Origin of the sequence: Aestuariivirga sp. (genome assembly GCF_020252405.1) — a bacterium.
GTDB lineage: Bacteria > Pseudomonadota > Alphaproteobacteria > Rhizobiales > Aestuariivirgaceae > Aestuariivirga.
Window position 1 is genome coordinate 1 of the sequence record NZ_JADCDA010000005.1, and the last position, 12265, is coordinate 12265.

General features: G+C 64.9%; 11 protein-coding genes and 2 pseudogenes. 3 read left to right on the forward strand and 10 right to left on the reverse strand.

Features of this window, described 5'->3' with window-relative positions:
- The 3 genes from IOC69_RS00985 to IOC69_RS00995 all read right to left on the reverse strand — a co-directional run.
- Nucleotides 1-798 (reverse strand): glutamine synthetase beta-grasp domain-containing protein (locus IOC69_RS00985; protein WP_290541658.1); only part of this gene is annotated, 798 nt, incomplete at its 3' end.
- 38 nt (nt 799-836) lie between these two features.
- Nucleotides 837-1175: a P-II family nitrogen regulator gene (locus IOC69_RS00990; protein ID WP_290541667.1), complete on the reverse strand. Its 339-nt coding sequence runs from the start codon at nt 1173-1175 to the stop codon at nt 837-839.
- A gap of 237 nt (nt 1176-1412) precedes the next feature.
- Nucleotides 1413-1706: a PepSY domain-containing protein gene (locus tag IOC69_RS00995; protein WP_290541659.1), complete on the reverse strand. Its 294-nt coding sequence runs from the start codon at nt 1704-1706 to the stop codon at nt 1413-1415.
- 139 nt (nt 1707-1845) lie between these two features.
- Between IOC69_RS00995 and IOC69_RS01000 the strand changes: the two genes are divergently transcribed.
- The 3 genes and pseudogenes from IOC69_RS01000 (at nt 1846) to IOC69_RS01010 (ending at nt 4640) form a co-directional block, all read left to right on the forward strand.
- Nucleotides 1846-2505 carry a response regulator transcription factor gene (locus IOC69_RS01000; RefSeq protein ID WP_290541660.1) on the forward strand — a complete coding sequence of 220 codons (660 nt, stop codon included), beginning with the start codon at nt 1846-1848 and terminating at the stop codon, nt 2503-2505.
- Nucleotides 2502-3812: pseudogene (locus tag IOC69_RS01005) on the forward strand (ATP-binding protein); the annotation flags it as partial. The gene IOC69_RS01000 and the pseudogene IOC69_RS01005, both read left to right, overlap by 4 nt.
- Before the next feature lie 105 nt (nt 3813-3917).
- Nucleotides 3918-4640 (forward strand): VIT1/CCC1 transporter family protein, encoded by a 723-nt coding sequence (locus IOC69_RS01010; RefSeq protein WP_290541668.1) that lies wholly within the window; start codon nt 3918-3920, stop codon nt 4638-4640.
- A 42-nt stretch (nt 4641-4682) separates the two neighbouring features.
- On the opposite strand, the gene IOC69_RS01015 is transcribed toward IOC69_RS01010, so the two are convergent.
- The 7 genes and pseudogenes from IOC69_RS01015 to IOC69_RS01045 all read right to left on the reverse strand — a co-directional run bounded on the left by IOC69_RS01015 (nt 4683) and on the right by IOC69_RS01045 (nt 11837).
- Entirely contained in the window at nt 4683-5693 is a 1011-nt protein-coding gene (locus tag IOC69_RS01015) for a phosphotransferase (RefSeq protein WP_290541661.1), read from the reverse strand.
- Between the two features lie 262 nt (nt 5694-5955).
- A pseudogene (locus tag IOC69_RS01020) lies at nt 5956-6078 on the reverse strand (ATP-binding cassette domain-containing protein); the annotation flags it as partial.
- A 280-nt stretch (nt 6079-6358) separates the two neighbouring features.
- Nucleotides 6359-7843, reverse strand: coding sequence for a hypothetical protein (locus IOC69_RS01025; protein WP_290541662.1), 1485 nt, complete (start codon nt 7841-7843; stop codon nt 6359-6361).
- Nucleotides 7844-8228: 385 nt separating this feature from the next.
- On the reverse strand, nt 8229-9122 hold the full coding sequence (locus IOC69_RS01030; protein WP_290541663.1) for a polysaccharide deacetylase: 894 nt from the start codon (nt 9120-9122) through the stop codon (nt 8229-8231).
- The gene (locus IOC69_RS01035) at nt 9122-10183 is read right to left on the reverse strand and encodes an ABC transporter ATP-binding protein (protein WP_290541664.1); all 1062 of its coding nucleotides are present in this window, start codon (nt 10181-10183) and stop codon (nt 9122-9124) included. Before IOC69_RS01035 ends, IOC69_RS01030 begins: the two co-directional genes overlap by 1 nt.
- Nucleotides 10183-10983, reverse strand: a complete 801-nt coding sequence (locus IOC69_RS01040) for an ABC transporter permease (protein WP_290541665.1) — start codon at nt 10981-10983, stop codon at nt 10183-10185. Before IOC69_RS01040 ends, IOC69_RS01035 begins: the two co-directional genes overlap by 1 nt.
- Nucleotides 10980-11837 (reverse strand): ABC transporter permease, encoded by an 858-nt coding sequence (locus tag IOC69_RS01045; RefSeq protein WP_290541666.1) that lies wholly within the window; start codon nt 11835-11837, stop codon nt 10980-10982. The genes IOC69_RS01040 and IOC69_RS01045 overlap by 4 nt, the downstream gene beginning before the upstream one ends.
- Nucleotides 11838-12265: the final 428 nt, after the last annotated feature.

Here is a 12265-nt window from a genome sequence, read left to right on the forward strand (position 1 = left end):
GCCGAAGATGGGCTTCGGCATGAAGGTCGCCGTCTTGCCATAGGCGTGGGCCACATTGTGGATCACATATTTGTAGATCTGCATGTGGTCCGCCGCGGTGACCAGCGGCTGGAAGCGGGTTCCCAGCTCATGCTGCGAGGAGGCGACCTCGTGATGGTGCTTCTCGACGATGAGGCCCATCTCGCCCATGGTCGAGAGCATCTCGGAGCGCATGTCCTGGGCACTGTCCATCGGGTTCACCGGGAAATAGCCGCCCTTGGTGCGCATGCGGTGGCCCATGTTGCCGGTGTCGTAGTCGCGGTCCGAGTTGGACGGCAGCTCGACGGAGTCCAGCCTGAAGCCGGTGTTATAGGGGGTGACGGCGAATTTCACGTCGTCGAAGATGAAGAATTCGGCCTCGGGGCCGACGAACACGGTGTCGCCGATGCCGGTGGACTTGAGATAGGCCTCGGTGCGCTTGGCGATCATGCGCGGGTCACGCGCATAGCCTTCGCCCGTGCCGGGCTCCAGAATGTCGCAGAACACGGAGAGCGTGGTCTGGGCATAGAAGGGATCGAGATGGGCGGAGGAGGGGTCCGGCATCAGCACCATGTCGGACTCGTTGATGGCCTTCCAGCCGGCGATCGAGGAGCCGTCGAACATCAGGCCCTCGGCCCAGGCGTCCTCATGCATCTGCGAGACGTCCATGGTGAGGTGCTGCATCTTGCCGCGCGGGTCGGTGAAGCGCAGGTCGACGTATTTGACGTCCTTGTCCTTGATCAGTTTGAGGACGCCGGAAACGTCCGCGGGCTTGCTCATGATATTGCCTCTTGTCTTTGAGCTGCGGTGGTTGGTTATTAGAGCGCGTCCGGGCCGGCCTCGCCGGTACGGATGCGGATGGCTTGCTCGATGTTGGAAATGAAGATCTTGCCGTCGCCGATGCGGCCGGTGCGCGCCGCGTTCTGGATCGCCTCGACGGCGCGCTCCACGAACTCGTCCGCCAGCACCACCTCGATCTTCACCTTGGGCAGAAAATCAACGACATATTCGGCGCCCCGATAGAGCTCGGTGTGGCCCTTCTGGCGACCGAAGCCCTTCGCCTCGGTCACGGTGATGCCCTGCAGACCCACGTCCTGCAGCGCTTCCTTCACCTCATCCAGCTTAAACGGCTTGATGATCGCTTCGATTTTTTTCATGTGCTCGACAGCCTCACGCGTTTCACGAGATTGCGTTGCACGCTCCATGCCAGATTCCGCTGGCTTTTGAATCAAGGGCTTGCAGAGAGAGCCTGAAATTTAGGCAGGATGACATGAGGAAAAAATAGGCGCGACTGCCTAATTTACTCGCAGTCTTTTTTGGCCGTCACGCGGACAGAAAGCGGGGTCCCGGCTTTCGCCAGAATGGCGGACGTCAGGGAACCGGCGTCCCGTGTTTCAGTCGTCTTCGCCGGTCTTGTCCGGCGCTTCGCGCCCGATCTTCAGCACCTCGAGGGTCGCGGGGTGCAAGGTTGCCTCGAAGCGCCGGCCGCCCGCATCCTTGCCATCGATCTCATAGCAGCCGTCATCGATCTTGATCCGGCGCACGCTCCAGCCCTTGTCCTGGGCGAGCTTCACCACGGCCTCGCGCGGCTGCCAGTCCGACATGGGCACGAAGCAGCCTTCCCCGGCCAGGGCCGCGCTGGCCGGCAGGGCCATCATGAGGCCCAGGATCGTCAGTGTCTTCCGCATCGGGCCCTTCCATGTTACGGCCAGTGCGGCCGGACCATGCGGGCCCAAGCTGACGGCATCCTGAAGCCCGGCGCGGGAGGGCGTCAGGAAAACGTCAGCCGCAGCGGCGAAACCGGCCTGACAAGACGGACGGACCACCATGCGAATCCTGCTGATCGAGGACGACACGGTTCTGGGCGCCGCGGTGCGCGACCAGATCGCCGCCGGCGGACACTCGGTGGACTGGGTCATGCGCCTCGATGTGGCGCGCGACGCCATGGCGGGCGCGGCCTTCGACCTCGTGCTGCTCGATCTCATGCTGCCGGATGGCCTGGGTCTGGGCTTTCTCAAGGCGCTGCGCGGCCGCGGCGACGTGACGCCGGTCATCATCCTCACCGCGCTCGACCAGGTGTCGGACCGCATCGGCGGCCTCAATGCCGGGGCGGACGATTATCTCGTCAAGCCCTTCGACCTCGCGGAACTCTCCGCCCGCATCGGCTCCGTGGCGCGGCGCTACGGCGGCAACCCCAACCCCATCATCACCCATGGCGCGCTGGAGATCGACCGCGCGGCGAGGAGCGTGCGGCGCGGCGGCAAGCCCGTCAGCCTCACGGCGCGCGAGTGGGCGTTGTTCGATGCCTTCCTGGCGCGGCCCCGGCAATTGCTCTCCAGGGCGCAGCTCGAGGAGAAGCTCTATGCCTTCGATGCCGAGGTGGAGAGCAACGCCATCGAGGTGCATGTCAGCCGCCTGCGCAAGAAGCTCGGCAACGGCGTGATCGACACCGAGCGCGGCCTCGGCTACCGGTTGGGCGCGCCGTGACAAAACCCAGGAGCCTGCAGGCGCGGCTCGCCATGTCGCTCGGCCTGCTGCTCACGCTGCTCTGGGTCGCCGCCGCTTCGGTCACGGCGCTGCTGCTGCGCGGCGAGATCAATCAGGTCTTCGATTCCGCCCTGCAGGAAACCGCCGAGCGCCTGCTGCCGCTTGCCGTCATGGACATCGTCGACCGGGAGGACAATGCCGGCGCCCAGCGCTTGGCAGCCCTGCGCGAGCGCGGCGAGTATTTCACCTATGTGGTGCGCGGCGAGACGGGGCTTATCCTGCTCCAGTCGCATCGTGCCGATCCCGGCGTCTTTCCGCCCTATGATGGGCCGGGCTTCCGCCAGACCCAGGGCTTCCGCATCTACAATGACGATGCGCTGAAGGGCACGGTGCGCATTTCGGTGGCCGAACCCATGAGCCACCGCGCCACGGTGTTCTGGGAAATCGTCCTGGCGCTCGGCCTGCCGCTTCTGCTTGTCATTCCCATCGCACTCGCCGTCATCGTCTTCGCGGTGCGGGCCAGCCTCGCGCCGCTGCGCCGCTTCCGCGCAACGCTCGCGGGCCGCGGCAGCAGCGATCTCTCAGCCGTGCCGGCGGACGGGCTGCCGGCGGAACTGAAGCCGCTCGCCGCATCGCTCAACGGCGTGCTGGCCCGCCTCAAGGCGGCCTTCGAGGCCGAGCGCAACTTCGCCTCGCATGCCGCGCATGAACTCAGAACCCCGCTCGCCGGCGCCATTGCCCAGGCGCAGCGCCTGCGCGGCGAGACCGGCGAGCCCGCCGCCGCCGCGCGCGCGGCGGAGATCGAGGCGACCCTGAAGCGCCTCACGCGGCTGTCCGAACGCCTCATGCAGCTGGCCCGGGCGGAAGGCGGCAGGCTGCGCCTCGATCAGCCGCGCGACCTCAGCCCCGCCGCGCGCATCGTGACGGAGGATGCGGCACGGGGCACGCCCGAGGGCCGGGTCACGCTTCGGCTTCCCGCGGCACCCGTGTTCTCCGATCTGGACCCGGATGCTTTCGGCATCCTGCTCCGCAATCTCATCGAAAATGCCCTGCGCCATGGCGAAGCGGATGGCCCCGTCGCGGTCACGCTGGCGGCGGACGGGCTGCTGACGGTGGCGAATGACGGACCGGTGGTGCCGCCGGAAACGCTGTCGCGCCTCACCCGGCGCTTCGAGCGCGGCGGGGCGGGCAACCATGGCAGCGGTCTTGGCCTCGCCATCGTCGCGGCCATCGCCGACCGGCTGAACAGCACGCTCATCTTGCGTTCGCCCGCCACGGGGCGCACACAGGGTTTCGAGGTGGCGGTCAGGCTTCCCGCCGGGGGCGGCGTTGCGGCGGATCGAATGGCCCCGGAGCGTGGCGAGGCAAGGGGGCCACCGCAACCGGCACTGACGGACAGCGGAGGAGTGTTCATGAGCGGCAGCAGCACGGAACTCAAATATCAGCCGGCTCACGAGGAGCTGCACTACATCAACCGCTCCGGCTGGCTGCGCGCCGCCGTGCTGGGCGCCAATGACGGGATCGTTTCGGTGTCCTCGCTGGTGGTGGGCGTCGCGGCGGCGGACCCCACGCCGCAGGCGGTGCTGATCGCGGGTTTCGCCGGCCTCGCCGCCGGCGCCATGTCGATGGCGGCGGGCGAATATGTGTCGGTGAGTTCGCAGTCCGACATCGAGGCGGCCGACATCGAGCGCGAGCGTCAGGCGCTTCTCGACACGCCGGAGGCCGAGGAGCGCGAACTTGCCGCTATCTATGAATCGCGCGGACTGTCGCCCGCCACCGCGGCCCTGGTGGCGCGCGAGCTGACCGAAAAGGATGCGCTCGGCGCGCATGTGCGTGACGAACTCGGCCTCTCGGAGGTGCATGCCGCCAACCCGCTGCAGGCGGCCATCGCGTCCGGCCTCACCTTCTGCGCGGCGGCGGCGCTTCCCGTGCTCGCGGCGGTCTTCGCGCCGGAAGGGCGGATCATTCCCACGGTCGTGGTCACCACCCTCGTTGCGCTCGCAGGGCTCGGCGCCCTGGGTGCCCATGCGGGTGCCGCCCCAAAGATACCGGCAACGCTGCGCGTGCTGTTCTGGGGCGCGGCGGCCATGGCCATCACCGCAGGTGTGGGCCACATCTTCGGCGTCAGCGTCTAGAGCGCCGGGCGTTCTAAAACCGACACGTCTTTCAGCAGCCTGTTAGGAGAACCGCCGCAGATAATCTTCGCAGAGCGGCCGTGTGCCATCGGTGTAGCCCACCCCCAGGGATTTCGGGAATTCGGCCTCCATGTGGGAGGCGATCCACGCCACAAGCAGGATGCGGCGGAACATCACGAAGGTCGGGATCTCCGCCTCGTCCTCCTTCGGCAAGGGCAGCACCTTGCGATAGCCCGTTTTCCAGTGCTCGATCAGTTCCGGCGTCTGGGGCGCGTGCTCATGGAAGGAGACGGGGGTTGCGGCGTCATACATGTACCAGCTGAAGCCGCAGTCGTCGAAGTCGATGACCTTCACCGCGCCGCCGTCGATCAGCAGGTTGGCGAGGCGCAGATCGGCGTGAACCAGGCCGAAGCGCTGGGCCCCCATGCCATAGGCGGCGAGCCTCCTGCCGATGAGATTGACGGTGCGCCGGAACAGCGCCTGCGTCTCGCGGTTCATGCCAATCCCGTCGCGCCAGCGGCCCCAGCGCGGCCGCTTCTCACCCAGCGCTGTCTCGAAAGTCCAGCTGTGGCGGGTGAACCACGAAGGGCGCCGCCATTGCCGCGCATGGATATGCATACGCGCGGCTGTCTCGCCCAGAATCTCGAAGGAACCGGCAAGATCGTCACCGATGGCTGGTTCGCTGCCTGTCTCCCAGTCAAACAGCACGGCATGGCGCGGCGTGGCCATGCGGGGGTGCGCCGTTTCCTGGATCAGCGCGCCATCGCAGCCGGCGACGGGGCTCGGTGTTATGGCCACGCCCTGCCGCCGCAGGTCCACAACCCAAGCAAGCTCCGAGGCGATCGCCTGCTTCGGCTGGTAAAGCGCGCGGTGGATGCGCAATGCCCAGCACCGGCCATCGGGGCAGCCGACGCGGTAGGTGGCATTCTCCGACAGGTTCACCAGCTGTGCCGAGCAACCGTCAGGAAGCGCGTAACGCTTCAACGTCCTTTGGGCCAGCTCGTGCAGGACAGCGAGCTGGTCTTCATGCGGGAGGGTGTTGAAGTCTGTCATCCGGGTTCGCAAGAGGTTTTGGGCGTCCAGCTGCCAGAAACGACAGCGGACCGGCAAGTCCCCGCGCCTTCGCCCGGTTTCGCCGCGCTGTCCAGGCCCCTCAGGCAAAGTGGAATTTGGCGCGCGAGCCCCCGGAGGTTGCGAAGGCCGGAACCTCGGTGCGGCAGAGCTTCTGTGCGATGGGTCAGCGTGGGTGAAAGGGGCAGCCCTGAGGAATGTTTTCTGGGTTCGGCGGGTCTCCTTGCAGCAGAACATGCGCTCGGTTCCCGCCCCGAAACAACACCATGCCTTCCGATGGTTCGATCAGGCGCATCGGCATGCGCGCAAGGGTGGACTTGCCGCAGCCGGATTCGCCGACGATGCCCAGCGTGTGCCCCGCCTTCAGCGCGGAATCGGGAAGCGTCACCTTCGCGTCGCACGGCCCGCCACCGCCAGCCTGTCGCGATGGAAGCGTTTCCACCCATCGCCCATGAACTGCCTCCACCCAGCTTGCGAAAAAGAAGCCGAAGCATATCCGGCGGAAGCGCATGCGTGGCAAGGGCTTGGGCTCGCCGCCCCCTCCCGAAGGCAGGGGGAGTCGCGGTTGCCGGCGAAGCGGCCAACCCACCCGTCAGGGGCGGCGCCGGACGGCGCCACGGACCTGCGGCGCCATCATCATGCTGATATCACTCAACCGGGACGTCCTTAAGCTGATGGATGACGGCGTTCTTGTCAGCGAAGACGCGTTTCCAGCCCGGAAGCTTGTCGAGCATCTTGGTGCGCGGGTCGCCCGGCGGAAAAATCGTCCAGCGCATGTCGTATTTTTGGAGGATGTCCACGAGACTCTTTTCGTCCTTTTCCGAAGCTTCGAAGGCTTTGGAAATCTCTCCCACGAAGAGCTGATCCGACCGGCCGTCGATGAAGGTGGGAATGTCGTGGAAGATGAGGGAGCCGCCAAGATTGTAGTGATTGAAAACATGCCCGCTCAGTCCGAACGACTTGGCATAGGCAATGGCGGTTTTGACCGAGCTGCTTTCCGGCGGCGCTGATTTCAAGACCCAAAGCTGCAGCCCAAGCGAGACCGCAATCGCTGCGCAAAGGGCCGGCATGGCAAGCCGGAATGAATCATGCATGCGCCGCTCGAGCCCGTCCCGCTGCTCGTTCCGCCAGTATTCCGCGGACAAGCGGGGAAACTGCCGGGCGATCGCCGGCGCCGCTACCAGCGCGACAACGGGAAAGAAAAAGAACGCATAACGCACATGAGCCATGTACAGGTAGCACAAAGACGTGACAAAGAGAGCCCGTGCCCATCCGAGCCGGAAACCGGAGGCCAAAGCCACGAAAATCGGCCCGAAAATCAATGCGGCGAGAATGGTATCTTCCTGGGCGTTGAATGGCATCCACTCCAGCACCATCAGGGTGCCGTCACTGGGGCGAAACACCCATAGCGTTGCCATCATGGCGCGGTAGGAATAGGGATGCAGCAGCGCAACGGCAGGACACAGCGCCAGGAACGCCAGCCAGGTCCATAGCGCCCGCTTCTTTGCCCAGCCGCCGTTCTCGAGAAAGTCGAGGAAGGCAAAGAAGGCGATCACAAATCCCATGGTGAACGCCGCGTGCAGATTGGCCCAGACAACAATGACGGGGAGGAGCAGGAAACTGGGCGCCTTCCCCGTGAATGACCACTTGAACAGCAGTTGCGTCCAGATCACCAAAAGCGGCAATGTCAGCAGGTGTGGCCTGATCGTGAAGGTGATGCTTGTGGCAAGAAGCGCGGCGATTACAATCGATCCCGCGAGGCTCGGCTTGAGGGAAGCGGACAGCGACCAATAGAGAAGTCCCGCCGCGACCCCGACAGTGACCACGGCCGCTGCGACAACCGCATTCCAGCCTCCGAGCTGGAAGACCGCAGCGAAGAAGACTTGCGACAGCCATTCCTTTGCCATCCAGGGCTGACCGGCAAAGGTGTATGAAAACATGTCGGTTGACGGAACCGTCCAGTGTTGCAGCATCCAGAGCCCTGTCTTGATGTGCCAGAAAAGGTCTCCCTCGCGGAGCGTTTTCTCACGGTTGCCGATCATGAGGGTGGCGAATACCAACACCAAGATGGCGGCAATGAGCAGGCGGATGCTCTGGTCGGGCGAGCGATTCTGGTGGCGCGCCCCTGCCATTGGCCAAACGGTCATTGTCTTCCGAACTCCCCTGTTCGGCGTACTGCACCCGAAAACTGCTGTTTTGTCAATTTTATCCGCAGGTTCGCCCGGTCTTGCGGTGGGGCGGGCGGGCTATGCCACTACAAGCCGGTGCGGTTCCTCAAGCCACCTTTGTCAAAGGCTTATGAGGCTTCTGCAGGTTTGATCGAGATCAATGCTGCGCTGCAGTAAGGCCGCGAGAAAGATGCTGCGGTGCAAAATATGACGTGGTGGGGCCGGGTTGGCTCTGCCGCAAATCATTCACAGGAGACGCAAGATGGTCATCGCCGGCATTCTTTCCGCCCTCGCCGTTGCAGGACTGGGGATCATTGTGACGGCCTGGAAGACCGGCCTTGTCGACTGATCAGCCGAGCTGGCTTTTCGTATAATAGGGCAGCTGCTCGACGCGCGGCGAATAGCTGCCGTCGGCGCTCACTTTTGCGACGTGGGCGATGATATCCTCAAGCGGCGCGAACCACACGTTCCGGGTCTTCAAAGTCTGCTCAAGCCATTGATCCACAAGGCGCCAGCGGGCCAGGCGGCCGGTGAGGAAAGGGTGCCAGATGCCGACCCAGAATCCGCCTGCCTCATACTGCGCGTCGAACTCCTCCCAGAAGGCCTTGAGGCCTTCGGAAGGGGCTTTCACCGGCATCATGTAACCAATCTCGGCGTAGTGCGCGAAGGGTGGCCAGTCGTCGGCGCCCCAATGGACGGGGGCCTCCCAGAGCTCGCCTGCGGGCGTTTTCATGAGATAGGGAATGTCGTCGGCCATCAGCGAGGAGTCGTAGCTGAAGCCGTGCTCGACGAGCAGGTCGATGACCTGCTGCGTGACGTTGTAGACCGGCGCGCGGTATCCGCGCGGCTTCCGGCCAATGCGTTTTTGATGAATTGCGGTTGCTGTTTCGAATGCTTTTCGTTGCTGTTCACCACGCGTCTCAACCGGGTCTTCGTGCAACAATCCGTGATGCCCGATCTCATGCCCGCCGCGCAAAATGGAATCGATCGCAGCCGGGTACTGTTCGATGCACCAGGCGGGGATGAAGAAGGACTGCCTGAGACCATATTTCCGGTAGGTGTCGAGAATGCGCGGCACGGCGACGGTGGGGCCGTAGCGGCCCATGGAGATGGGGTAGAGCCGGTCGTGCCCGTCTTTCGGGCGGGAAATGTGGATGAGCGAATCCGCGTCCATGTCGAAGGTGATGGCGCAGGCGCAGCGCGCGCCATTGGGCCAGGGGATGGGATTGCGGATCATGGACATCAGCCCTTCAGAATATGCGCGTGGGAAGGATCGAAGGAGAGGAAGAGCAACTGGCCCGGCTCGCGCGGGATGCCCTCGAGCAGGCGTTCCTGCACCTGGACCTTGATTTCGGCGCCGCCGGGCGCCTCGAAGAAGAGGGTGACCATGGAGCCCACGAACTCCTCCGAGATGAGCTGCGCGGTGAAGACATTGCGCGCGGCGGGCCTTATTGCCGAGAGCGAAACGACGTCAGCCGCGACCACGAAGCTGACCTTGTCGCCGGGCCTCGCCTTGCCGTCCAGCGTGAAGGCGCCGGCGGCGGTCTCGACGTCGCCCGCGCCGTTCACCGTGCCGGCGAAGATATTGTTGCGGCCGACGAACTCCGCCACGAAGCGCGAGGCGGGGGTGCGGTAGATGTCGCGCGCCGGGCCGATCTGCGCGATTTCCCCCCTGGACATGATGACCACGCGGTCGGCCATGGCGAAGGCCTCCGACTGGGAATGCGTGACATGCACGAAGGTGATGCCAAGCTCGCGCTGAAGCTTCGTCAGCACGGCCTGCATGCGGATGACGAGATGGGCGTCAAGCGCCGAGAGCGGCTCGTCCAAGAGGAGTATCTTCGGCTCCGTCGCCAGCGCGCGGGCGAGCGCCACGCGCTGGCGCTGGCCGCCCGAGAGCGAGTTCACGTCGCGCTCCGCGAATTCGCCGATCCCCAAACGCTCCAGCCAGTCGAGCGCTTTCCTGCGGCGGGAAGGCTTGTCGAGCCCGCGCATCCTGAGGCCGAACTCGACGTTCTCGCGCGCATTGAGGAAGGGGAAGAGGGCGAGCGACTGCCAGACCATGGGCGTGTCGCGCTCATGCGGCCTGACGCCGAGGAGGGACTTGCCGGCAAGCCTGATGTCGCCCCCGGTCGGCTGTTCGAGGCCCGCCAGCATGCGCAGCGTGGTGGTTTTTCCGCAGCCCGAGGGGCCCATCAGGGCCAGGAACTCGCCCTCGCGGATCTCGAGGTTCATGCGCTTCACCGCCTCGAAACCGCCGAAGCGCTTCACGACATTGTCGAACACGACGAGGGGTTGGGCCATCAGGCGGTTTCCGGCTTTCTGGCGGGCCTCGGGGCGAGCACCTGCGCAATGACGACGAGGGTGATGGAGACGAGGAAGACGGCGGTGCCGATGGCATTGACCTGCGGATCGATGTTGCCGGTGAGGATTTCGAGGATGACGACGGGCACCGTCTTGTCGAGGCCGGAGACGAACCAGGCCACCGCGAACTCGTCGAAGGAGACGGCGGCGGTGAGGCACAGGCTGGCGACGATCGAGGGCAGGGTGAAGGGAATGACGACGGACGTCATGGTCACCCATTCCGACGCGCCCAGGTTCCAGGCCGCGGGCTCGAGGTTCGGGTCCATCTGGCTCAGCCGGAGCCTGATCACCGCCATGGCGAAGGGCGCGCAGAGCACGGTGTGCGCGATGATGATGGAAACGGTCATGCCGGACGCGTTGAACATCGAGAGCCAGCCCAGCATGGCCAGCGCCAGAATGATGAGCGGGATCGTCGGCGGCAGCAGGGCCAGCACAAGAAAGGCCTTCTTGCCGAAGAAGTCATGGCGGTAGTCGGTATAGGCCGCCGAAAAGCCGATGGCGGTGGCCAGCGCCGCGCTGACCGAGGACACGACGAGGCTTCTCAGCGCCGCATCCCAGACTTCCGGATTGCCGAAGGCCTTCGCATACCAGCCGGTGGTGAAGGAGCCGAGCGGGATCGTTGGGAAGCGCTCGGAATTGAAGGAGAAGACGAGGCTCGCGACGATCGGCGCGAAGATGAAGAGGAAGACAAGCGCCGTATAAAGTGCCAGCACCCAGCGGAGGAGGCGGCCGGTTTTCATTTGCCGCGCTTGCCGTAGGCGAAGCCGATGGCGGGGAAGGCCACGGCCAGCAGGGTGAGGATCATCATGATGGCGACCACGGCGGCGCGCGGCCATTGCTGGCCCGACTTCGCCGTGTCGACGATCAGGATCGACAGGGTGGGGGGCTTGGAGCCGCCGAGATAATAGGGCGACACGAAATCGCCGAAGGACAGGATGAAGCAGAAGACCGCCGCCACGACGAGACCGGTCCTGGCAAGCGGCACGACGACGGTGAACACGGTGCGCAAGCGTCCGCAGCCCAGATTATGCGCGGCCTCGACAAGGCGCTTGTCGATGTTGGCGAGCGCGAAGGTCTGCAGGATCACCGCCAGCGGCAGGCAGAGCGCGAGATAGCCCACCATGGTGCCGAACTGGGTGTTGAGCATCTGCCACGGCCCGAGGCCGAGATGGGAAATCGCCGCATTGATGACGCCCTGCTGGGCGAGGATCACCTGCCAGGCAAAAATGCGCACCAGGTAGCTGGTGAAGAAGGGGATGACGAGGAAGAAGATGGCCCAGCGGCGGAGCCGTTCGCTGGCCCTGAAGGCGAGGAAGTAACTTGCCGGAAAAGCGATGGCGCTGGTGATGAGGGTGGCGAGCAGCGCCAGCCAGAGCGTGTGGAAATAGGCGTCCCAGAAGAAGCCCTTCGACAGCATGCGCGACCAGTTGGAGAACTGGAAGGCGGGTTCCATGCGGTAGTTCTTCACCAGGAAGAAGGACATCGCCAGCATGAAAAGCAGCGGACCCACGAAGAACAGACCCTGCCAGACGATCAACGGCATGCGCCAGGCGATCGCGTAGTAGTCGGGCTTGGGGGCGGGCTTGGCGGTCATGGGCGGGTGGTTGATCCACTGAAGGTCCTCTCCCGCGACGCGGGAGAGGAAGGGGACCCGGCGCAGCCGGGGGAGGTGAGGGAATGCCGGTCGCCGCAATTGTGCTGCCGTCCCCTCATCTCCCCGTTGCGTGCCGCAACGGGTCCCTTCTTCTCCCGCTGAAGGAGCGGGAGAAGACGCCGGCGGTCGGCCTTGTCGGGGCGTGTGGCGGGCCGGGTGGTCATGGGGGTTGTGTGCTTGCTCCGGTTTCCCTTCTCCCTTCTTGCCGTCACCCCGGCGAAAGCCGGGGCCCAGCTTTGGTTCAGCATGCGTGGTTCCAAAGCGGGGTCCCGGCTTTCGCCGGGATGACGGTGGAGAGAGATTATACGTTTCAGCATGCGTGGAGAGAAAGCGGGGTCCCGGCTTTCGCCGGGATGACGGTGGAGAGA